Origin of the sequence: Nostoc sp., assembly GCF_036917775.1 — a bacterium.
Taxonomy (GTDB): domain Bacteria; phylum Cyanobacteriota; class Cyanobacteriia; order Cyanobacteriales; family Nostocaceae; genus Nostoc.
The window spans coordinates 33,333-57,729 of sequence record NZ_JBALEQ010000144.1 but is presented as its reverse complement, the minus strand read 5'-3'; the positions used below and the strand labels follow the sequence as shown (position 1 = coordinate 57,729).

At 38.9% G+C, this 24,397-nt stretch carries 13 protein-coding genes; 6 read left to right on the top strand and 7 right to left on the bottom strand.

The window, feature by feature from the left end; all coding sequences use genetic code 11:
• Positions 1-48 precede the first annotated feature (48 nt).
• The 7 genes from V7K69_RS28990 to V7K69_RS28960 form a co-directional block, all read right to left on the bottom strand.
• Positions 49-1,728, bottom strand: coding sequence for a GUN4 domain-containing protein (locus V7K69_RS28990; protein WP_335040937.1), 1,680 nt, complete (start codon positions 1,726-1,728; stop codon positions 49-51).
• 28 nt (positions 1,729-1,756) lie between these two features.
• A complete protein-coding gene (locus V7K69_RS28985; RefSeq protein WP_335040935.1) occupies positions 1,757-3,775 on the bottom strand; it encodes an ABC transporter ATP-binding protein/permease in 2,019 nt (672 codons plus the stop codon).
• Positions 3,776-4,011: 236 nt separating this feature from the next.
• The gene (locus tag V7K69_RS28980) at positions 4,012-4,416 is read right to left on the bottom strand and encodes a hypothetical protein (RefSeq protein ID WP_335040933.1); all 405 of its coding nucleotides are present in this window, start codon (positions 4,414-4,416) and stop codon (positions 4,012-4,014) included.
• Between the two features lie 128 nt (positions 4,417-4,544).
• Positions 4,545-6,821: a patatin-like phospholipase family protein gene (locus V7K69_RS28975; RefSeq protein WP_335040931.1), complete on the bottom strand. Its 2,277-nt coding sequence runs from the start codon at positions 6,819-6,821 to the stop codon at positions 4,545-4,547.
• Between the two features lie 220 nt (positions 6,822-7,041).
• Positions 7,042-8,019: an MvdD family ATP-grasp ribosomal peptide maturase gene (locus V7K69_RS28970; protein ID WP_335040929.1), complete on the bottom strand. Its 978-nt coding sequence runs from the start codon at positions 8,017-8,019 to the stop codon at positions 7,042-7,044.
• 50 nt (positions 8,020-8,069) lie between these two features.
• A complete protein-coding gene (locus V7K69_RS28965) occupies positions 8,070-9,083 on the bottom strand; it encodes an MvdC family ATP-grasp ribosomal peptide maturase (protein ID WP_335040927.1) in 1,014 nt (337 codons plus the stop codon).
• 266 nt (positions 9,084-9,349) lie between these two features.
• Positions 9,350-9,490 carry a microviridin/marinostatin family tricyclic proteinase inhibitor gene (locus V7K69_RS28960; RefSeq protein WP_335040925.1) on the bottom strand — a complete coding sequence of 47 codons (141 nt, stop codon included), beginning with the start codon at positions 9,488-9,490 and terminating at the stop codon, positions 9,350-9,352.
• A 967-nt stretch (positions 9,491-10,457) separates the two neighbouring features.
• Here V7K69_RS28960 and V7K69_RS28955 point away from each other — a divergent pair.
• From V7K69_RS28955 to fni, 6 genes are all read left to right on the top strand, one after another.
• Positions 10,458-19,148, top strand: coding sequence for an amino acid adenylation domain-containing protein (locus V7K69_RS28955; RefSeq protein ID WP_335040923.1), 8,691 nt, complete (start codon positions 10,458-10,460; stop codon positions 19,146-19,148).
• A 90-nt stretch (positions 19,149-19,238) separates the two neighbouring features.
• Entirely contained in the window at positions 19,239-20,063 is an 825-nt protein-coding gene (locus V7K69_RS28950) for a hypothetical protein (protein WP_335040921.1), read from the top strand.
• 114 nt (positions 20,064-20,177) lie between these two features.
• Entirely contained in the window at positions 20,178-20,558 is a 381-nt protein-coding gene (locus V7K69_RS28945) for a nuclear transport factor 2 family protein (protein ID WP_335040919.1), read from the top strand.
• Between the two features lie 18 nt (positions 20,559-20,576).
• Positions 20,577-21,155, top strand: a complete 579-nt coding sequence (gene cysC, locus V7K69_RS28940) for an adenylyl-sulfate kinase (RefSeq protein ID WP_335040916.1) — start codon at positions 20,577-20,579, stop codon at positions 21,153-21,155.
• 22 nt (positions 21,156-21,177) lie between these two features.
• Positions 21,178-23,340 (top strand): Rieske 2Fe-2S domain-containing protein, encoded by a 2,163-nt coding sequence (locus tag V7K69_RS28935; RefSeq protein ID WP_335040913.1) that lies wholly within the window; start codon positions 21,178-21,180, stop codon positions 23,338-23,340.
• Positions 23,337-24,392, top strand: coding sequence for a type 2 isopentenyl-diphosphate Delta-isomerase (fni, locus tag V7K69_RS28930; protein WP_335040911.1), 1,056 nt, complete (start codon positions 23,337-23,339; stop codon positions 24,390-24,392). The genes V7K69_RS28935 and fni overlap by 4 nt, the downstream gene beginning before the upstream one ends.
• Positions 24,393-24,397 lie beyond the last annotated feature (5 nt).

Genomic DNA, 24,397 nt, shown 5'->3' with positions numbered 1-24,397 from the left:
CTCCCCTATTATTAATTAAATAATGTGCAATTTACTCATGGTAAAGTTTCATGACAAGTTTTGGCACGAGTAAAAAATAAATTCATCTGCCATACTAGCCAAGATCCAACTCGCCAAGCTGCCATTGACAGGGGGGTTGTAGATGAATATGAAGATATGTCTAATATATATATTTTGGTCATAATGTAACCATTTAACTGGTAGATGTCCCATCGGTGTCGTTGGGGATAATTTAAAAGTTAGTTGGTCGTAATTTAACCAATTTCCTTCTTTTCGCCAACCCAGGCGATCGCCAAGTCTTTTTTCTGTTTCATAATCTATTTGACCGCCTATTTCGTTCCAAATACTTTGCTGAACACTAAAGCCAAAGTAACCATGACTATATTGTTGCCAAAGTTGATCAATCTTATGAAAAGCTTGACATAAAAAGTTAAGAATATCTTCTTTATAAACTTCATTCCAATCATTCTTTCCCATAACTTGTAACATTAATTTAGTTGTTTCAATATCAGCCTCTTGCCATTTGTACTGTGTAAGAAAGTTTTGCAATTTACTGTAATCAATATTCCAATTACTTTTAAATTCTGTGGGAAACTTAATATCAGTATTATTATTAGGTTGTTCAGCCAATTCTATTTTTTCGATAGAAAGTTGAGGAGAAGGAGAAACAATATCTGCTTCTTCTATCCCTAGCACTTTTTTTTGAGCAACCAGTTGAGTAGACATATAATCAGATATTAGGTAAATTGCTTGATTTAAAGTTATCTCATCTTTACTAAAATCAAAGTTATGAACCTGTAAATCTAATAATTTTGACTGAAAAAAAGCATCTTGCAGTCTATCTTTTTTATCATAACTTGCCACTAATAAATTCAGGATGTCGTGAGACATAGTACTAGTATCTTGTATATTTAATAAATTAACTTGAGAATTTAAAGTACTACTTGCTAAATTTTGGATTTCTCCTACAATTGCGTAAAAATCTGCATCTACTTTGACTACATCATCTATTAAAGATTGAAACGGACTAAAGTAATCTTGTAGGGATTTTTCTAAATTAATTGCTGTTTCAGCTATTTTTGCGATTTCTTGACGAATTTTTGTAGCTCTGACTTGGTATCCATAAATTTCTTCATATACCTCTATATCTTTAAGTATTTTCTGAATAGCTTGTTTTTGATTTTTGGTATCTTCCGCTAAATTCTTAATCCCTTCACTGAGTAGCTTTACTTTTTCTAATATTAATAAGTTAGTATTACTTAACAGTAAAATAGATTTTAGATTTTCTTGTTCTTCCCATTTCAAATTATCAATTATTTGAGGATTTGTATGATTTTTTATCTCTAACTTATTTCTTTCTTCATTTACTTTTCTGATTTCATCATATTTTTGGTTAAATAGATTTTTCCAGTCATCTATAAATTTTAATAAAAAAAGTTGATAACTATTTTTATAATTTTCTAAAAAATCCAGAAGTTGAATATAATCTTTAATTAATAATTTAACATCTGCTAAAGTTTTTCCTTGACTAATTTCCTTTTTCCATTTGATTATTCCCCAAAAATAAGAATAATATTTAGTACCTTCTTTAATTAAGCCTTGACATTTTCTAATTTTTCTTTGAACTTTTTTTAGTTTTGGGTTTTTTAAAGTAGGAAATTTGTAATGTGTTTCATAAATCGTAATAGATTCATAAGTAACTAATTGTTTTTGCTTTCTAGTTAGCATCACTTATTTTTAAATATACAAATAGTTACTAAACCCTTACCCATTTCAATACCTCTGGATTTTTATTATAGCGGTAGGTGACACCATCCTTAGTAGTCACAAACTTTTCTTGACTAGCTTTACTTCTGATCGTAGTAATAGAATAGTCTGTTAATGTCTGAAGCTCTTTATGAGAAAGTCCTATAATTGTAGCGCTCGCTGCCGATTCTGGTTTCATTTGGAGTTCATTTTTAGGGTAAATATCTATCGTAATTTGCTCCTTTTTAACTGGTTTAACAACAATCCCTTTTTGCAATTGATAATCTGGCATAGAAACAAGTTGCCAATTAGATCCTTGTGAAAGCTCTAACACCCATTGATGATAATTAAATAAGCTTTCTCTATGACCAACGCTGATAAAAGTTGTTTTTGTTGATTGTAACTGTTGATATAAATTACCTTCGTTATTTAAATCTAAAGCACTCGTTGCTTCATCTAAGATAGTGAAACTAGGATGTGTAATTAATAGCCGTGCAAAAGCGAGGCGTTGTTGTTCTCCTAAAGACAATATATTTTCCCAAGGAACTTCAGTATCAAAGCCATTTACGCGGGTAAGTAAGTGTTGCAGGTTAACTTGTTGTAAAATGTGTTCAAGTTCGCGATCGCTCATTTTCCTCTCTGTGTGAGGATAAAGCAACTGTTCGCGCAAAGTCCCTAAAATAATATAAGGTCTTTGAGGTAAGAATAATACTTCTTTTAGAGGAGGACGCACTAGACGGCCAGTTCCTGCATTCCACAAACCAGCGATCGCTCTCAATAAAGAACTTTTACCCCTACCGCTAGGGCCAACAATCAATAACCCTTCACCTGGTTGGACAGCAACTGACAAATTTTCAACAATCACCTGTTCATAATTTGGCGTTTGTAAAGTGACATTCTCAAAAGCTAAACGTTCTTCTTCTATAATTTGAATAGTACTGACGTTCTCCGGTTGTTTACTAGCAACCTGTAGCGCATCTGAAAACTCTGCTAAACGCTTTACATAGCTAGAAAATCGTCCTGAAATTCCAAATTCAGATATTAGTTCTCCTAGAGCATTAGAAAACATAAAGCAAGCAAAACTAGCTTGGTTTATTTGTCCATAATCAATTTTATCTTGAAGAAATAAAGGTGTAAGAATAAACATTGAGAATACGCTAATGGCAGACTGATATGCTCTGCCAAAAGCGTCTTGTCCCCTCTCTAAATTCAGCCTGCGTTCAGCAGTTTTTAAAACGTTATTAAATCGGCGCTGAATTATATTTAATTCTTCATCTTCTCCCTGAAAAAAAGCGATTGATTCAGCGTGATTACGAACATGAGTTAAGCAATAGGCAAAATCTGCTTTAAATGCAAGTTCTTCTTGGTTAACTTTATTTATTGTTTGATTCAAGTAAACAGCTATTAAATTACCTAAAATTGTATAAATAACTAAATAAATTGCAATTTCTGAAGAAACTATCCAGAGAATTATCAAAGAACTTCCCATTTCTAAAGATTTTTCTAGTAAAGAAGAGGAGAATCTCAAGCCAATACTAGTAATGGGTTCTATCTCTTGGGATAAGCGTTGATCTGGATTATCTATATCAGATTTAAAATTTATTTTATAATAAGCTTGATTGCTTAGATATTTTTCTAAAACATGAAGATTTAGCCATTTATACCAGTCAAGAATTATTTTTTTTCTGACATATCTCAAAAGAGTTACTAACAAGACCATTCCTATAATAATGAGACTAGAAAACCATAAAGTACCATTGTATTTATCAAGGTCTCTCTGTTCAATAACGATATCAATTACATAGCGATTCCAGTAACTATTTGCAGCATTTGCACCGACAATTACGACTATTAATAATACTAAGGAAATAAGCATTACCCATGAGCGGATCACATCTGAAAATGCTCTTCCTTCTGCTTTTGTTGGATACCAATAAGGTTGAGCAACTACTTTCACATCCTGCCAAAATTGAATCAAGGTTGAAAAAGGATTTGTTGTATTTTGCTCACGCACAGATGGAGTTTGCATATTCTAAAAATGTAGCCGTTACTAATTACACTAAGAATTTTGAAATGGCCTTTGAGAATTAAGTTAGACTCAAAGGCCATTTTTCCTTTTAGAGAATGTCCGAAAACTTTTATGGTGTTGTATTCGAGATTTTTAGATCCCCTGTCATTATTTCTGAAAGGTTAAGGTGTTCAGATACCCGACTTCTTAAAGAAGTCGGGTATCTCACAACCCAGCAAAATTAATTAGACAGACCACTAGGTCAATGGTTCGTCATCAACAATTTCGACTGTTCTCGGAAAAGGGCCTTGGTCAGTCTCAGTAACGACTACTGGGTTAATATGATCTTTCAGTTTGAGTTTTAACTCATCTGAAATGGGCAATTCTTGAATTTCTTTGAGAAGAAATCTGACAGATTCAGTTTTGCTACGTTCTGTATAGACGAGCTTGAGAATGTTTTCAATTCCAAATCCCGCTATGTATTCCCCTAGAACAGCTACCAGCCCAAGCAAACCTAAACCTCCTAAGAGGCCAAAAGGCCCCCCCAGCGCTGAAAGCATAGCAACAACGGCGGCGACATTACCCCCTGCTGCACCCGTTGCGATCACGAAAAGTATACCAGGAAGTCCTAAACCAGAAATTTTTTTGACGAGTTCATCCATTGTACTTACCTACAATCCTTATAAAGTAAAAACATGACTAAGAGAGTCATTACTAATTTCTTTTGTGAAGAAATTAAAAATCTTACATCTTGCACCAACTAACTGGTGCAAGATTTAAGAAATCTGATTTAGCCCAACAAAAGACTACAAAGTTCATCGATTTGTTGACTTTTTTGAGATATTAATCGATGGGCTATAGCTTGTAGCTGACGAGTATTTTGGAGTTTGGTATTATCTATTTCTTCTAGTTCACTATCTAACAATGTTTGAAAGCGATAATAAAAACTTTTAGCTTCTTTATCACTAGGTTCAAACAACTGTTCTAATTCTCCAGCTACCACTTCACTACTACCGTCAAACATAATATTTAAAAGTGGCCTTCCCCATTGCAAGAGTCCCCAATTTTTGACTTCTTTATAAGGGTAGACACTCGTCGGCGAACCTGTACCTAAAGAAACTACTAAAATATCTTCTGTATTGAGGATTTTTTGATCTTTTTGTTTACTACTAATTTGTGCTTCTAAAATAGCTAAATGGGTTGGATTATTAGCAAACACTCCACCATCAATTAAAGTATAGGCGATGCCGCTATTGTGGGGGTTTACAATCCGACGAGGAGCAAAATAAGTCGGAGTAGCACTAGTTGCCAATGCTGCATCTAGGAGCGAAAAACCGCCACATAACTTCTGAAAATTCTTAGATTCTATTTGCTGTTTTTCTAGTTTGTTGGTAAAAAATATTGGAATTCGCTGCTCGATATCGTAACTCGTTACAAAAACTTCTTTGAGATTATTTTCTATAAGGGCGTTACCAAAATATTGCCTAAAAATTTCTTCTTTGCCTTCGGAAGGATATTTTGGCTGGAGAAATATATCCTCTAAGGGGCCAAGTAGTCTTTCAAACAATGGCTCATAAAATATTTCTACCCCATACTCAAGAAAGAACTGTAGGAGATCCTCAGCAGTGTATTCAGCTACTGGCAAGTTATCAGATACATCCAAACTTAATTTGGGTTTAGTTAGTCCGAGTGCTAAAATTCCGCCACTGGAAGTACCTGTAATTAAATCAAACAAACTGAATATAGGCTTTTGTGTCCGCCTTTCAATTTCTGATAGGAGTAATGCAGGAATAATGCCCCGAATACCGCCTCCATCAATGGAAAGTATTTTATATTTGGGACTGGCTTTTGTATTCATAGTTTCTGGCGATTCCTCCTGAGTTAATATTTGTGCTGGTTGGATATTGACGGGATCTTCAGTCTGATCTGCTTTGGTTTCCTCGTCGTATGGGCTGAGAGCGATCGCAGTTGGAATAATCTCAGATTCTTCGCTGTTTATTTCTGTCTGTTGAATTTCCTTTGGTTGGTTTTCGTCGTCGCTTACTAACGGCGATTCCTCCTGAGTTAATATTTGTGCTGGTTGGATATTGACGGGATCTTCAGTTTGGTCTGCTTTGGTTTCCTCGTCGTATGGTTCGAGAGCGATCGCAGTTGGAATAATCTCGGATTCTTCGCTGTTTATTTCTGTCTGTTGAATTTCCTTTGGTTGGTCTTCGTCGCTTATTAACGATACTGTTGCTGCTAATAAACTTGTCGTTAGTGGTGAGATATTTTCTTCAGGAATAACTGCTGTATCAGTTTGTATCTCTTCTTTTATATCTTCTTGATTGGATGATTCTGCTGCAAATGGAATTGGATTTAGTGATTGTGTTGCAAATGGGATTTCTGCTAAAGTCCAAATAGGATTACCACGAAAATTTCCTTGATAAGACTTTCCAGTTTGGTTTTTGACAGTTGTACCTTGCCCATCGTCTAATTTCCAGTAAGCCACTAATCCTGATTCATCTCCGACTATTTGCCCACAACGATGAGTCTGGATTTCTACTTGAGTACAGGGATAATTCCAAACGCTAATATTTGCTAATTGTCCTTTGAAATAGACTTGTTTGTGTAACGTTGCTCCCAGAGTTACAGAACTTGTGGCTTTGTTTAAAGATGAACCTCTAAGAGAATCGTTGTATTCATGATCGTCAAGATATACAGCTACTTGACCACTATTAAAAACAATAGCAAAAAAGTGCCATTGTCCTATAGTTAATTCTCCTTGCCCAAAGGTTTTTATACCCTTGCTGACACTTTCATCAATATAGACATCTAGATTTCCTGTTTCACTGATGCCGAATTCAAAGTTATCGCTGAATCTCTCTGAAGAACGAGCAAAAAATACATTGCGTGTCCCGTAACTAGTGGCTTTATTTGTTAATTCGTATGGATTTACCCATCCTGAAACCGTAAAAGCTGAACTCCCTTGAGCGAAAACGCCGCCAATATCGTTTCTGCCAAAATCTATATAATCATTTACCCCATTAAATGTTAAAACTGTTTGTGTATTTACTAGGTTTATCACAAGGATTAAATCTCCAAATGTTAATAATTTTTACTTTTAACTCAGGAATTTAATATCAATAAATTTTATAAAATAAATGTTACTAAAAAGTTTTAAAGTGGTAGGTGATATAGATGGCAAATCGGCTACTTTCTTCTATAGGATGCTACTGCAAAGTGTTATTTAACTTAGTAACTATAAGATATATAGAGAACAAGAAAAATATGCAAGGCTGAATACTCTAATTTTTATTAGTTAGTAACACTTCTGCGATCGCCTGCGAAATGGGGTAGTGTGGTGCATATATCTCCAGCCAAAAAAATTCCCCGACTGGGTTAACTTCGAGGAATACATGGCGACCATCGGGGGTGACAATAATATCAATTGCTCCATAATTTAAGCCAAAATAAACCATCAGTTTGAGAAGTTTTTTCTCAATATCTTCTGGCAAGTCGTAGGGTTGCCAACTTTTAACTAAGGCTCTCCCCTCTTTGCGCCAATCGTAAGTAGATCCTGATAAGCTTTGAGAATCTACTGCGGCAGTAAATACGCGGTGTCCAACAATAGTTGTCCGCAACTCCAGCGCCTTGGGCACATTTTCTTGAAAGGTCATCGGACAAAAACGCAGTCCTTCCATATTCTCCAAATCATCATTTGTAACTGGAGTGGTAAACACAACGTTTTCTCGCCCCTGCTGATCGTAAATAGCAAAGGAAGAAAGCATCTTGGTAACTATACCTTGCTTACACTCTTGAGCAAATTGTTTGACTGTTTCTGGATTGTTTGAAGTCAGAGTGCGTGGAGTTATAAGACCAACTTCTCGTGCAACTTGCAATTGTAGTTGCTTATTATTAGCCCGATCCACATTGGACATTTTATCAAAGTGGAATCCCTGAAGGCTAGCAATCATTCCTCTGACTGTGGCGCGACATTCATTAATTGACGCATCTCTGTATTGCTTATCCATTGAGTCGGGAATTTTTTCTCCGTAGCGCATCCGCCGATACCAAACTGAGGAGACTTCACTCAAATCTAGCTTCTGTTCGCCATCAGTAATAATTACCCGTTCAGTATCACCGGAGTAAATATCTAGCTTGACTTCAGTGGGATATCTGTCTGTGTCAAACCGAAATGCTTTTTCTTCTCTAGCCTCAATTTCGTTGATGACTAGAGGAATGCTTTCGTTGTCTTTACTAAACGTGACTATTAATACGGTCATAAATATTAAGTGTGAAGTATGTAGACACCCTTTAGGTGGCTTACCATAGGCTAGTATAAAATATTAAATTTTTGGTCGTGCTTTCTTTGAAGTAGAGCATCTGCGATCGCACTTGCAATCGGTAAGTTTAAATCCTTTTCCAGCATTCCCCACTCCCCCAGAGGGTTGATTTCCAAAAAGACGTATTCCCCTGATGGTGTGACAATGAAATCTAACGCTCCAAACAACAGCCCTAATTTCCCCATAAAGGCTTTGAGACAAATAACTACTTCATTAGGAAGCTGGTGATGTTGCCATGCGCCAACTTCAACACCAGGTTTACGCCAATCAACTTTGGCTGCTGTATACACATCTGCATTTAGCGCCCCCACAAATACATTACCATTCACATACACCACCCGTAATTCCTGTTGCTTAGGAATTTGCTCTTGAAAAACCATTGGGCAATAGCGCAGTGACTCAGCATCAACTAAATCTTCTTCTTTGACGATGCTGGTATACAGAAAAAACGAAGAGTTAGCTTCCATACTGCGGGAAAGAGCAGTTAAGAGCTTACTCACCATTTTGCCGTTAACTTGTCCGAAAAACTCTCGTGCTGCTTGAGCTTTGTTGGTAACAAGAGTCTGGGGAATAACAAAACCTACTTCAGACGCAATCCGCAGTTGACGCAGCTTGTTACTTGCATAATCTATCCGTTCTAAATTATCTACCCACGTAGCTCCCTTGAGACTGTCCCAAAAACCATCTAAAGTTGCAAGTGATTCTCTAACGCAAGCTTCTCGGAACTTTGGCGCTAATTCTTGACTCAGTTGTGGTTCCCAAATACGGCGCATCCATACAGCTTGCACCTGCTCTGTGCTGATAGAGTGGTTGTTATATTCTATAGTGTGGTAGCTTTTAGACTTATCAAAATGTGCTGTTAATTGCACTTCTAGAGGAAATTTATCAGTGTCTAGACGAAATGGTTGCACCCCTTTTTTTGATAAGGCTTCTGCCACTCTATCTATTGTGAAAAAATCACCACTGTGGGTGATTAATAAAACAACATCACAAGACAGGTGCATAAATATTTTTTATCATAATTTTAGGAGGTAGCTATTAAGTATTAGCAAAGAGATTGCTTTAGATACCCAAAAATATTTGAAGAATTTAGGGGAATAGAAAAAGCAATCACCTCCATCTGTGGAAAAGGTAACATGAAAGCGATCGCGTCTCTCAAGAGTAGTTTTTATTTATTTTATAACTTCTACTCTATTAAATTATGATGAAGCCAATTACAAGAGATTTCCCCGATTAGAAAGGCACTTTCAGATGAAGAAGACTAAATAATTTATTTATCTTCCAAGTCTGAAGGAAATTTGTAAGTCCAGGGAACATCTGTTCCTTCACCTTCATTAGCTTGCTCTTCCAAGAAACGTGCAAAAAATGGTAATGCTCCAACATCCACTGTTTTGACTGTCTTTTTAGGCATAGAGTTTTCCTTAAAGGAAATTATTTTTCAATTACAGATATATCAGTAATTAAATATCTTTTCAAGATCAGTTAAGACAGTTAAGAAGTAATTCTTCGAAGGATTTGAGAAAGTTAAGAAAGTTAAGCAGGTGCATAAGATAAATTTATTAACTTTTTATCATAATTAAGTAATCAATATCAAGTTGTAGTAATTTTATTTGATGAGATTATCCTGCTAATCTCTATATTTTCCAGCCTTCTCAACTTGTCCTGTCAGCACATGATAAGATCGCCGACATTATTGAGCGGGGCTGGTGAATTAGCTGGTTTGCTCCCTATCAATGCTTAAATGATGCAGTATGGAATAGGTTCTCCCAAGGCGAATCGAGGCGATAAGTTTGTAAATGCTGAGTTATTATTGTCTACTTTTACACTTTTAAGCTTACCCGTATTTTCTCTATTAGGAAGTTATATAAAGCCATCAAGCTCCTATATGAAGGTTAGTTAAATGTTTGATTAAATGTCTTAACTATCTTAACTGTCTTAACTGTCCATATTATCTACTTAACTTTCTTAACTTTCTTAACTGTTGTATTGGATATCTTGTTAAATGTCTTAACTGGTATTGCCTTTTATTTAAAAAACTGGGATTATCTGTTTACTGAAAAAATGCAAAAAAAGTGAATAATAACTTGTAATCTCTAATTACACTAAACAAACTTATTTCTACTTAAAATGTATAACTTTTAACTCAATAGCAATGTAGCACTTGAGAAATTTTTTGTATTTATTAAAAAAGGAATTGTGGACGATTACCTTGCGATTGGATATTATAATTCATCAATATTAAACTGTTAAATCGATGCTTTTTCATCTAGCTAAAAATATAAACCGATTTTTTGGATTTCTTAATTTCAAGACTGATTGATATACTTTCATTATCTAATAATTTTTTTATATAAAAGTAATTATTGAGAATAAACTCTATGGCTCAACAAAATTTATTAAAGCACATAGCTGAACAGAAAATTGTTATTACAGCGACGTTTACAAGTGAACTAGTTGAGGATTTCTTATCATATTGGTTTCAAGAGATAAAAATTAATTATTCAATAGAGTTTTCTCCTTACAATCAGGTATTTCAAGAACTGCTCAATCCAGCCAGTCTTTTGGCTAATAACCAAGATGGAGTTAATGTAGTTCTGGTTAGATTTGAGGATTGGGAAGGAACTAAGAATCGTCTGCAATTAAGAGTTGACAATTATCTAAAAGAAGAAATTTTTGGCGATCGCTTACGCCACACCTTACCAAATCATTTAGAAATAGCTCACCTGAACCAGTATGAAACCGAGTATCTGTATCAAGAAATTTTTGGCGATCGCGTTTATTTAAAGCATGGAATTGTTTTCAATGAAGACGACTGTATAATCGATGTCGGATCAAATATTGGTCTCTTTACCTTATTTGCCCAGCAAAAATCTCCCCAAGGGACTATTTACGCATTTGAGCCTGCGCCCCACGCCTTTGACAAGTTACAGACTAATGCAAAGCTCTACTGTCAAAATACCCATCTTTTTAACTGTGGATTAGGTGGCGAGTCCAGAGAAGAAACCTTCACTTTCTACCCTCGCTCCTCAGTTTTCTCAAGTTTTGCAGCTGATACAGAGCAAGATGAAAAAGCTATTCGCTCAGTCATTATTAATATGCTGCAACGCGATAATTCTCTAGATGAAGAGTCGTTAGAACGTCTAGCTGATGAATTTCTCAAGGATAGACTAGAGCAAGAAACTTATCAGGCTCAACTGCGAACTCTTTCAGAAATTATCGAAGAATACAAGATTGAAAAGATTGATTTGCTGAAACTAGATGCTGAAAAAAGCGAGTTAGCAATTCTCCAAGGTATTCAAGACAATCACTGGCCACTGATTAAACAGATAGTCATGGAGGTGCATGACCAAGAAGGCAGTACGCTTAAACAGGTCATACGTTTGCTGGAAGACAAAGGCTTTAATTTTGTTGTAGATGAAGAGTCTCTGCTGCACGGTTCAGGACTCTTTAATATTTACGCTACTCGTCTCAACCAGAACCACAACCCAGTATCACAACAATTTGGAAAAGACTTAGCCCAACTAGAGCAAACCGTTAAGGATTTTGGCAGCGCTTTGAAAACTGCAACAACGCGATCGCTAAATCCCTACTTAGTTTGTATCTGTCCTTCCTCTCCAACTACTGATATAGCAACTAACATTTTACATGAGAGAATGCAGGAACTGTTAGCAGCTGATCTCAAAGATGTTAGTGGTATGTACCTGATCAAAAGTCAAGAATTGACCAGTACTTACCCAGTAAAAGAGTACTATGACCCCTACGGTGACGAACTAGGGCATATTCCTTACACGCCGACCTTTTTCTGTGCCTTGGGGACAATGCTGGCGCGGAAAATCTTTGCTTTGCAAAGCTCTCCTTACAAGGTGATTGCCCTTGATTGTGACCAAACATTATGGAGTGGTATTTGTGGAGAGGATGGAGTTGCAGGAGTCAAAATCAATCCACCCTATAGAGCGCTCCAAGAATTTATCATCGCGCAGCAAGCAGCAGGAAAGTTGATTTGTTTGTGTAGCAAGAATGAACAAGAGGATGTATTTGCAGTCTTTGACCAACATCCAGATATGGTAATGGGTCGCCATCATCTCGTTAATTGGCGCATTAACTGGGAATCAAAATCGGAGAATCTGAAAGCTTTAGCTACCGAACTACAACTGAGTTTAGATAGCTTCATCTTCATAGATGACAATCCAGTTGAGTGTGCTGAAGTTAGAGCAAACTGTCCAGAAGTCCTGACATTACAACTTCCAGAACAACCCGATCGCATCCCGCAATTTTTAGAGCATATTTGGGCTTTCGACCAACTCCAAACCACTCAAGAAGACCAACAGAGAACTAATCTCTATCAACAGAATGTCCAGCGCCAGCGTTTGCAACAGGATTCTCTCTCCTTTAGCGATTTCCTCGCCCAACTGAACTTAGAAATTGAGATTTCGCCAATGCAAAACGAGCAACTTTCACGGGTTGCTCAACTTACCCAACGCACCAATCAGTTTAACCTCACAACAATCCGACGGTCTGAGGCTGAAATTCAACAACTTTGTAATTTAGAAAGTTTAGAGTGTCGGGTAGTCAAGGTAAAAGACCGCTTTGGAGATTATGGCTTAGTCGGTTTGCTCTTGTTTGAATCTCAACAAAATGCACTATCTGTAGATACATTTTTGCTTAGTTGTCGGGTACTTGGTCGGGGTGTGGAGCATAAAATGCTTGCCTATTTGGGAACTCTTGCTCAAGAAAGAGGATTGGAACGAGTCGAGCTTTTCTATAGACCTACAAAGAAGAATCAACCAGCTTGGGATTTTCTGGTTAGTATTGGTAGACAATTTCAGCAGGAGAAAGATGGCGGTTGGTTATTTAAGTTTCCATCTCAAACCGCATCCGAAAGCAATTTATTACACATATCCGATATAGATGCCGTAGATAAAGAGGCTAATGGAAGTCTAAGAAAAGCAACCTCGTCCGAATCAAGCAAAGTACTTATATCCGATAGAAATGCCGTAGATAAAGAAGCTGTAAAAGCAACCTCGTCCGAATCCGACAAAGTACTTATATTAGATAGATTTACCGTAGATATAAATCCCAATCAAGAACCAAAATCTGATAGCTCGGTAAAAATAGCCTCCTTTGCAGACTTCTTTGAGCGCATTGCTCGGAATCTCTACAGCCCCGAACTCATCCTCAAAGAGATTACATCCCGACAACAGCGCCAACGTCCTCAGTTAGATATAGAATTTGTTGCTCCTCGCACTCCTATAGAGGAGGCGATCGCACATTTATTCGCAGAAGCCCTCAAACTAGACAAAGTAGGTATTGATGATAACTTCTTTGAACTAGGTGGCGACTCGATTCGAGGAGCGATTCTGATTAATAAATTGCAAGCACAACTAAATGAGATTATTCATTTTGTTGTCCTATTTGATACTAAGACAGTTTCTAACCTAGCAAGTTACATAGAAGAACACTATCCACAAACAGCAGCAAAACTTCTGGGTAAAGAAACAACTGCAATTAGTGAACTACCACAAGAGCGTATTGATGAAGCTAAAGTTTTGCAAATGCGATCGCTTATTCCCTCCATTGCTCCCCCAATAGATGACGACGCAATCAAAAACCCACCAGCTATCTTTATCCTCTCGCCTCATCGTAGCGGTTCTACCTTACTGCGCGTCATCCTGGGGGGAAATCCGCAGTTGTTCGCGCCTCCAGAATTGGAACTGCTGACGTTCAATACACTTGGTGAGCGAAAAGCAGCGTTTTCTGGACGTTACAGCTTTTGGATGGAAGGGACAATTCGGACAATCATGCAAATCCGTGGGTGCAGTCCAGAAGAGGCGATCGCACTTATGGAAGAATTGGAAGCGAAAAATATCACCACAAAGCAGTTCTACCAACTTATACAGCAATGGCTGGGCGATAAAATCTTGGTAGACAAGACCCCCTCCTACTCCATAGATTTAGAGACCCTTAAACGAGCGGAAATAAACTTCCAAAACCCGCTCTACATACACCTTGTGCGTCATCCTTATGCAACGATGCGTTCTTATGAAGAAGCCAGAGTAGAGCAAACATTTCCATATCAACATCCCTTCAATAGACGAGAACTCGCTGAACTCGTTTGGCTAATTAGCCATCAAAATATTCTCGAATTTTTGCAACAAGTTCCCCAAGAACGCCAGTATCAAGTCAAATTTGAAGACATAGTTAGCCAGCCGCAGATAAGTGTTGAGGGCTTATGCCAATTTTTAGGGGTGGAGTTCCATCCTGATATGCTGCAACCATACAAAGAGAAAAAGCAGCGTATGACCGATGGGATTTATGCCCAGTCTAGAATGGTGGGGGATGTGAAATTCCATGAACATCAGAGTATTAATGCTAGCACCGCAGATAGTTGGAAGCAGTATTACAGCACTGACTTCTTAAGTGATGTAGCTTGGCGAGTAGCAGAGTCTTTGGGATATCAAAGAAATAACCGTGCTATTGCGAAAGTTCGTCGGGGAAATCAAACAGAATCTCAGACTTTCCCTGTTTCTTTCGCCCAGCAACGCCTATGGGTTTTGGCGCAATTGGAGCCGGACAACCCTTTCTACAATATGTTTAAGGCTGTTCGTCTTAATGGGCGTATAAATATAGAAGTTTTAGAACGCAGCCTCAACGAGATTATCCGCCGTCACGAAGTTTTACGCACTACTTTTAGTGCCGTGGAGGGAAAGCCTGTACAAGTAATTGCTCCCCACGCAACTATGAAACTCTCGGTTGTAGACTTGCAAGGTTTGTCAGGACAAGAACAGTTGCAATGCTTGGCAACTCAGGATCAATTGCAACCCTTTGATCTCACCAAAGGACTGTTGCTGCGAGTCACCTTAGTACAACTCAAGTCAGAGTCTTATGCTTTGTTATTGACCATGCACCACATTATCGGTGATGGCTGGTCAATGGGAGTATTCATCAAAGAATTGTCGAGTTTATATCAAGGTTTCTTGGTTGGCGATTCTTCTCCCCTCCCACAACTACCGATTCAATACGCAGATTTTACGATTTGGCAACGCCAATGGTTGCAAGGAAAAGCACTACAAACTTCAATCAATTACTGGAAGCAACAATTAGCAGACACACCACCTCTTTTGGAACTACCTACGGATAGGCCTCGTCCCTCTGTACAAACTTTCCGAGGTTGGTGTTTTTCCTTCCAGCTAGATGCAAAACTGACGGCATCGCTGAAAGAACTCAGCCACAAGTCAGGAACTACCTTATTTATGACCTTGATGGCGGCTTATGCGACTCTACTATTCCGTTATAGTGGTCAGCAAGATATTTTGCTAGGAACACCGATCGCTAGCCGCAACCATCAAGAAATAGAAGGGTTAATTGGCTTTTTTGTCAATACCTTGGTGATGCGAACTCGCCTAGAAGATAATCCGAGTTTCTCAAAACTACTAACGCAAGTACGTTCTACTTGCATGGATGCCTACGCCAATCAAGACGTACCTTTTGAGCAGATTGTCGAGGCTTTACAAATAGAGCGTAGTCTGAGCCACAGTCCCCTATTTCAGGTGATGTTTGCATTGCAGAATGCTCCAATGGAGCAATTAGAAACGCCTGAATTAGCTGTTACTCCTCTACATCTAGATAACGTCAATGCCAAGTTTGACCTCACATTACAAATGTGGGAACAAGATAACTGCTTACAAGGGTTCTGGCAATATAACACCGATTTATTTGATGAAGATAGAATCGCTCGCATGACTGGTCATTTCCAGACATTATTAGCGGGAATTGTGGCGAATCCTCAAACATCAGTAGCTACATTGCCATTGCTAACTGAGCGTGAACGTCATCAATTGCTAGTGGAATGGAATGATACTCATATACCATATCCCGATACTAAATGTATCCATCAAGTATTTGAGGAACAGGCAGAACAAACACCAGATGCGATCGCTGTTGTGTATGAGGATGAGTCTCTGACATATCGGGAATTGAACGATCGCGCCAATCAATTAGCGCATTATCTACAAAGCTTGGGAGTTGGAACAGAAGTACTAGTGGGGATCTGCGTTGAGCGATCGCTCGAAATGATTATCGGCATCCTCGCCATCCTCAAGGCAGGTGGTGCTTATGTTCCCTTTGATCCAGCCTATCCCCAAGAACGCTTGGCTTATATGTTCCAAGACACAGGGGTATCGGTGCTGCTCATTCAACAGCAGTTGATAGGATTACTACCCCCAAACTCAGCTAAGGTCGTTTGTTTAGACACAAATTGGGAAATTTTCAACCAATACAGCCAACAGAACCTCAAGACAGATGTGAAACCAGACAACCTAACTCACATCATGTATACCTCTGGTTCGACAGGTATACCCAAGGGTGTCTGCATTATCCACAGAAATGTCGTTCGGTTAGCTAAGGGAACAAACTTTGCATCATTAACACCACAAGAAGTATTTTTGCAACTTGGTCCCCTTTCCTTCGATGCCTCAACACTAGAAATTTGGCCCTGTCTCCTGAATGGAGCCAAGCTCATCCTGATGCCTAGCCAGAAGCCATCCTTAGAAGAGTTGGGTGAAATCATCCAGCGCTATCAGGTGAGTATTCTCTGGCTGACAGCCAGTTTATTCCATCTGATGGTGGATGAAAGATTGCACGATTTACAACCTGTGCATCAATTGATGAGTGGAGGTGATGTATTATCTGTAGCTCACGTCCAAAAAGTCCTGCGAGAACTCCCCAATTGTCAATTTATCAACGGCTACGGCCCTACGGAAAATACTGTATTTACCACTTGCTTTACTGTATTGGCTGAAAGTCGAATTGATAAATCAATTCCCATCGGTCGTGTCATTGGTAATACACAAGTCTATATATTAGACTCCAATCTCCAAGCTGTACCCATCGGGGTTTGGGGCGAAATGTGTGTTGGTGGTGCTGGTTTAGCCAGGGGCTACTGGAATCGTCCTGAACTGAATCAACAAAGATTTATTCCCAATCCTTTTGGGCATCCGAATGCCGATCGCCTGTATAAAACAGGAGATTTAGTTCGTTACTTACCTGATGGGAATATTGAATTCTTTAGTCGCATTGATAACCAAGTTAAAATCCGTGGTTTCCGAATTGAGCTTGCAGAAATTGAGGTGATTTTAACTCAACACCCCCAAGTACGGGATGCTGTTGTCATTGCTAGGGAAGATAAGCCAGGAATTAAAAATTTGGCAGCATACTTGATCTCCGAAGGAAAACAGCCAATTAGTAGCGAGTTGCGATCGTTCCTTAAAGAAAAGCTTCCCGACTATATGATTCCTGCATCCTTCACAGTTCTAGAAGCTTTTCCGATTACACCCAATGGCAAGGTAGACCGCCGTGCTTTACCAGTACCAGAGTTCGAGTTTAATGACAAAACTAGCTTTGTCTCTCCCCGCACCGACGTTGAAAAAATCTTGGTAAAAATTTGGCAAGATGTTTTACTATTAAAACAAGTTTGTATTCACGACAACTTTTTTGAATTGGGCGGCGATTCCATTATTGGAATCCAAATTATCGCCAAAGCAAATCTTGCTGGATTAAAACTAACTCCAAAACAGCTATTTCAGCACCAAACTATTGCTGAATTAGCTGCTGTAGCTGTGACAACTACCTCTAAGGAGGCAGAACAGGGCTTAGTTAAGGGCATTGTTCCCTTAACACCGATTCAGCATTGGTTCTTTGAGCGAAACTTACCCGAACCCCATCACTTTAACCAATCTTTTCTGCTAGAAGTTCCGCCCAATATCCAACCGGAATTACTAGAACAGGCATTACAAAAGCTGGTGTACCATCACGATGCTTTACGGCTGCGGTTTGTGCAGCAAGCAGCGCGATGGCAACAATACAACAGTGATGTGTGCAATGCAGTATCTTTAGCCATCGCTGATTTATCCAACCTGACTCAAGCAGAACAATCAAAGGCAATTGAGTTAAAGGCAGATGAAATACAGCGATCGCTAAATTTAGCAGATGGGCCGTTGCTGCGGGTTGTACTATTTAACTTAGGCAAATCTTCCCCTAGACGGTTGCTCATCGTCATCCATCACTTGGCTGTAGATGGGATTTCCTGGCGGATTTTGCTAGAAGATTTAGCTGGGGCATACAAACAGTTAGATAGTGGGAACAACATCGAACTCCCTGCAAAAACAACTTCCTTCAAAGATTGGGCTATCCGATTGCAGGATTATGCAGGTACTCAAGAACTGCACCGAGAGCTAGATTACTGGCTGCACTCAAGGTCATTCCCAGTTCCTTTACCGTTAGATTACCCTGCTGTTGCCTCAGCAAACACTGTCAGCTCAAGTCGCGTTGTTTCTGTATCACTAAGCAGAGAACAGACTCGCACCCTGTTGCAGGATGTCCCTGGAGCTTATAACACCCAGATTAACGATGTGCTATTGACTGCATTAGTGCAAAGTTTTGCTGGATGGACAGGCTATGACTTTCTACTGATTGAATTAGAAGGTCACGGACGGGAGGACTTATTTGAGGATATAGATTTGTCCCGCACAGTAGGCTGGTTTACCAGTTTATTCCCCGTTTGCTTAAAACTTGGAAGTCTTCACCATCCTGGAGAGGCTCTCAAGTCAGTCAAAGAGCAACTGCGAGGCATTCCCAACCGAGGTATTGGCTATAGCATCCTGCGGTATCTGACCATGGATACAACCATAAACAAGCAACTTGAACTGTTCCCTCAAGCTCAAGTGAGCTTCAACTATTTGGGTCAATTCGACCAAACGCACCTAGCACCCCTTGGTTGGAAATATGCCCAAGAGTCTAGCGGTTCTATTCACAGTTCCAAAGGACAGCGCCGCCATTTGTTGAATGTGAATGGATTAGTCATTGAAGGTAGATTGCAGATGGAGTGGAAATATAGCGAAGCTTTCCATTACCAGACTACTGTAGAAAATTTGGCTAACAACTATGTGAAAGTCTTAGAAGCTATTATTGACCACTGCTTATCCCCAGAAGCAGGAGGTTATACCCCTTCAGATTTCCCAGAAATTGGTTTAAGCCAAGAAGCGTTGGACGAACTGCTAGCAGAAATTGAATGAAGTTATTGACAAATCATCTCTATCAAGAGAAGACGTGCCCTCACTTTGTCGATTGTTTGAATTTTTCCACACCAACCATATTCATTATTTATGACAATCTCGAAAGCTACACTCACAACTGCGCGTGATTCAGGAGTTTTAGTTAATAAACTTGCTTCCAAGATTTCCTGTATTTCATATCAAAGTATGCGTCGGTCTAGCAGAGTATTGAGAGAATTTGTACTTTATTATTTTCCCATTTATAACCTCTCAATGAATGACTTTTTTCGGTTTTATCCAGTTTTAGGCTTTATTGAAGCTCTGGTTTATCAAACTGATGATGAAGTTGAAAAAATTCAAAGTGAAGGATATGGAAAGCTCCAATATTCTCCTTGGCACTCCAAGCAAGAAATGATCTTAGCTGTTTTAGAAGAGCATAATCTCAAGCATTGTCAGGTTGAATTGTATATGGAAAAGTTGGGAGAATATTTTGAATTAGAAACTCAGCTATTAGCTAGCTCTCATGTTACTCATGGAATGATTAAAAAGGCGGCAGAATTACGTTCTTCTGACTATCGAGTTTTACATTGTACTTTGCTCAAAATGTTAGGTTTAAATTATCTAGAAGATGAGCTAAATGAAGAATTAAGACTGATGTGGCCTTTAGAAGTTTTAAATGACATTGAAGATGATCTGATGTTTTATTCAGATGATGTAGCAGCTAAACATTATAATACCTACAGAATGTTTGTGAAAGTTTATGGAGAAAAAGCGCCTTATTTCTTAAAGAAAGAGTTAGACTTTTATGAAAGTCTATTTCATAAACAGTTAGGGCGATTTTCTGGCATGAAGCGAGATTCTTTCCTCAAACCTTGGAATGCCTATCGTCTCGACCATCCAGTACCAGTAATCCCTGAACCGATTATTGAAGACTAATATTAAGTATTGCTAATGACTAATAGGGAATTGCTAATTGTGAATATTATCTACACTGTTAGTTATTAGCAGCTTCTTGATAAAGCGAAACTAAATGCTAAAAGGAGTCAAATTATGTATCAAAATAGCAATTCGCAAGTCCTCACAACCTATAGTAAATTAGTCGTTGACCTATTTTGTGCCGTTGATTCTTCTGGTTGGGAAAGTCTAGCGGAGATTTTTCATAGTAATATCATCTATGAACGTCCAGGTTACAGTCCTTTTGTTGGGATTGAGCGTATACTTCAGTTTTATCAAATGGAAAGAGTAATTGCATCAGGTAAACACCACATTGAGCATATTACAATTGATGGCAGTTATGGAGCTTGTTGGGGTAGATTTGTTGGTATTAGCAAGGACAGTAGCCAAATAGATGAGCTTTTTGCTGATGTATATTCTTTTGAAAAAGGTAAAATTAAAACTCGCAAAACTCACTTTTTTAGACCAGCAGTTTAGTAAAAGGGTAAGGGTAGGATGGTGGAGAAACAGCGTGGTGTAACAATATGGCTAACTGGTTTGAGTGGTGCTGGCAAAACCACCATCTGCCAATTTTTGGAAACAGAACTGCGACGCACCGGATATAAAATTGAGGTACTTGACGGCGATGTAGTTCGCCAAAACTTAAGTAAGGGGTTAACTTTCAGCAAGGAGGATCGTAACGAAAATATTCGGCGAATTGGTTTTGTAGCTCACCTGTTAACTAGAAATAATGTGATTGTACTGGTTTCAGTAATCTCGCCATATCGAGCGATTCGTGAAGAAATCAAAGAACGGATTGGAGATTTTATTGAAGTATACGTTAATGCCCCATTAGAAGTTTGCGAACAGCGAGATGTCAAAGGTTTATATAAAAAAGCTAGGGCTGGCGAAATTAAAAATTTCACTGGAATTGATGATTTATATGAAATACCTCTTGAACCTGATGTTGAATGCAAAACTAATCAAGAAAGTATTTCCCAAAGCGCAAATAAAATTTTGGCTAAATTAGAAGAGTTAGGGTACACCAATTCCCTAATGCTGCCACAATTCCATAACAATTACTCCCGAATATGATGATTGAGGAGGAAAAAAGGAAATGACTTTAGTGAAAGAAAAGGAACTGTGTAAACTTTTTATTGAAGTTGGACAACAACAATATTCCCTTGTTGCTATGGGGACTAATTTTGCTAAGAACAATGAGGTAGCATGGACTAGTTTTATCACCAATTTATTATCAGCAAAAGGCAATCCTACCATTGAAAATATTTATAAATATTTAGTAAATGGAGTTGCTGAATATAACAAACAAAATCAGTCAGAAGTCAATATTAAAACTGTTTATAATTATTTTGCTGCTAAAATTATTCGTTCAATCTTTGTTGAACCATCAGAACTAGAGAAAAACTGGTATTTTATTTGTCGCGCGGCAGAAATTCCCAAGTCTGGAGATTTTATTACTGTTCAGGTTTTTCAGGAACCGTTAGTGGCTGTACGCCAAGCAGACGGAAGGATTCGCGTTTTCCTTAATGTCTGCACTCATCGGCAAGCACCGGTTTTTGAAGGTCACGGTTGTGTAAATGTAGATAAATCGGCTCTTTGTCCTTATCATGGATGGGCTTATGGTATAGATGGTCATTGCAAGAATGCACCAGGGGCAAATAGAGGAGAGTTTGGTGCTGATTTTGATTTGACAAACTACAGTTTGCAGGAGTTTGAGGTCAAAATTGATGAAAATCAGAGGATTTTTGCCAAGCTTTCAGAAAATAGTCATCTCAAGCAAGAATCACAACTTGAAAGCCATCAAAATATCGGAGTAGAAATTATAAATCTGCTTAATTCTGTGAGTCCAGGCTATGCAGATGGAGAAAGCGCTACACTTCCAGAACAAATCCGCCTCTGGTTGAGAGTTGGTTATTTAGAAGAGAATATAAAACAGCTAATTGTAGAGATTACCTCAGAAGGAAGAAGCGATCGCCACCAATTAATATTAGAGTCATTGATGGCGGAACTAAAACACGTTATCCTGACTGTTGATAGTGATGGGTCAACCCCAGAACTGGATGAAGTGCTGCAACGAGTTTACAGCAATGACGATCAACAGCAAATCATTGGAAAGTCTATTGAGTATTCCAAAATTGATGCTGATGACATAGAATATCCCGAATCATCTGAAAGAAGGCAAGCATTGCCAATCTGGATTTATGGCGATGCAGCATTGTTTGCGCTGGAAGTTGAGCATTTAATTAAACCAACTTGGCAATTTGTTTGCCATATCAACGAAGTTCCACAACCGGGTAACTTCACTTGGCTAGATATTGTTGGTGAAAGAGCATACGTCATCCGCACTGCAAGCGGTGAATTGTTCGCTGGCAAACTTCAGGATGTCACACAACGGGCAAGCTATCCAAAATTTGGTTTACCCAATTACGGTTTAGAACCCATCGATATTGATATTTTTTATGGATTTATTTTCATTCGCTTTAGTTGGGAAGGCTCAAGATTAGCCGATAGTTGGTATTTACCTGGGTTATTAGAACCCTACCAATTGGAAAATATGCAACCCATTGGTGGAGTTGGTCGCTATGACATTAATGTGGAGGTGGATTACAAACTGTTGTGGGAAAACTTTTTAGAAGATTACCATTTTCCCATGATGCACAAAGGTTTAACTCGTCGGTTTGGAGTGTCGAGTGATTGTGAAGGCATTAACGGCATGATTATTCCGATGCGCGATCCGGCTTCACCCAGCTTAACTCCAATCGAGCGACAATATTATGATTGTGCCAAAGCGATCGCTCGACATTCTTGGGAGCATGAGCAGGAATTACAAGATTTTGCTGCTAAAAACGATTCTCTACCTGAAACGCTGTGTTATTCAGCCTTCTGCTCGATGTCGGCGCAAGAAGAAATCCCAATGCCTTTTTCTTTGAGCGTATTTCCCGAACACGTCCAAACATTTTCCTTAGTTCCCGCCGGGCCAAGAGAGTGCCGTTTTCATGTTCGCAGTTATGGTCATGTTCTTGACCCAAATGATCCTCACAGTAAAGCCATTGAAGATGCGCGACTAGCGAACATCCAACTACTTGTGGAATCGTTACATGAGGACATTCGCGTTAACTACATCTGTCAAGACAGCGTTTCCTCGCGGCTGTTTGAAAAAATCGGAGTATTTAGTATTGCCGAATTTGATGTTGCTAAGTTTCAGGAGGCTATTTACACCAAACTACCAATAACCCGTCGTCAACGAAAACCATTATGACTACCACTGTCCCATCAGTCAATGCTGTAACTGAAATTGAGACTCGCAAAGCTGACCACCTACGTGTCTGTTTAGAAGAAGATGTCCAGTTTCAGCACGTAACTAGTGGATTTGAGTGCTATCGCTTTACTCATGATTGTCTTCCTGAAATTAACCGCAGTGACATTAATCTGCAAACAACCTTCCTGGGCAAAAATCTCGGCGCTCCCCTACTGATTTCTTCCATGACAGGAGGAACCGAATTAGCGCAGCTAGTCAACACTCGTTTAGCAACTGTTGCTCAACGCTACCAATTAGCAATGGGAGTTGGTTCGCAACGAATTGTGATTGAACAGCCTCATTTAGCTTCTACTTTTGCCGTGCGTTCCTTTGCTCCTGACATTCTCTTGTTAGCGAACTTGGGAGCTGTGCAACTAAATTATGGATGTGGGCTGGATGATTGCTTGCGCCTTGTAGATTCCTTGGAAGCGGATGCACTAATTTTGCATCTCAACCCCCTGCAAGAATGTGTGCAATCACGGGGAGATACAAATTTCCGGGGGCTATTGAGTAAAATTGCCCAACTTTGTCAGCAACTACCTGTTCCAGTTGTTGTTAAAGAAGTGGGAAATGGAATTTCTGCGGCGATGGCACAAAAGTTAGTTGATGCAGGAGTTTCAGCTATTGATGTCGCCGGTGCAGGTGGAACTTCATGGGCAAAAGTAGAAAGCCAACGCGCCAAAGACAACAAGCAGCGCCGTTTGGGACAAACTTTTGCTGATTGGGGTTTACCAACTGCCGAGTGCATCAATTCCATCAGAGCAAACGCGCCGACAATTCCCTTGATTGCTTCCGGCGGGTTAATTAACGGATTGGATATAGCCAAAGCGATCGCTTTAGGAGCCGATTTAGCAGGTTTAGCCCGACCTTTTTTAGAAGCAGCCGTCAAATCGGAAGCCGCCGTTGATGAGTTGGTCGAAGTTCTGATTGCTGAACTCGAAACAGCTTTATTTTGTACTGGCAATGCCACTTTAGCAGAACTCAGAAGTTCTGGGGCATTGCAACGTGTCTAAATGAA

Coding starts and splice junctions, on each gene's coding strand:
- V7K69_RS28990 (WP_335040937.1), bottom strand. CDS start 1,728: ATGCTAACTAGAAAGCAAAAACAATTAGTTACTTATGAATCTATTACG.
- V7K69_RS28950 (WP_335040921.1), top strand. CDS start 19,239: ATGACAATCTCGAAAGCTACACTCACAACTGCGCGTGATTCAGGAGTT.
- fni (WP_335040911.1), top strand. CDS start 23,337: ATGACTACCACTGTCCCATCAGTCAATGCTGTAACTGAAATTGAGACT.
- V7K69_RS28965 (WP_335040927.1), bottom strand. CDS start 9,083: ATGCACCTGTCTTGTGATGTTGTTTTATTAATCACCCACAGTGGTGAT.
- V7K69_RS28980 (WP_335040933.1), bottom strand. CDS start 4,416: ATGGATGAACTCGTCAAAAAAATTTCTGGTTTAGGACTTCCTGGTATA.
- V7K69_RS28935 (WP_335040913.1), top strand. CDS start 21,178: ATGACTTTAGTGAAAGAAAAGGAACTGTGTAAACTTTTTATTGAAGTT.
- V7K69_RS28955 (WP_335040923.1), top strand. CDS start 10,458: ATGGCTCAACAAAATTTATTAAAGCACATAGCTGAACAGAAAATTGTT.
- V7K69_RS28960 (WP_335040925.1), bottom strand. CDS start 9,490: ATGCCTAAAAAGACAGTCAAAACAGTGGATGTTGGAGCATTACCATTT.
- V7K69_RS28970 (WP_335040929.1), bottom strand. CDS start 8,019: ATGACCGTATTAATAGTCACGTTTAGTAAAGACAACGAAAGCATTCCT.
- cysC (WP_335040916.1), top strand. CDS start 20,577: ATGGTGGAGAAACAGCGTGGTGTAACAATATGGCTAACTGGTTTGAGT.
- V7K69_RS28985 (WP_335040935.1), bottom strand. CDS start 3,775: ATGCAAACTCCATCTGTGCGTGAGCAAAATACAACAAATCCTTTTTCA.
- V7K69_RS28945 (WP_335040919.1), top strand. CDS start 20,178: ATGTATCAAAATAGCAATTCGCAAGTCCTCACAACCTATAGTAAATTA.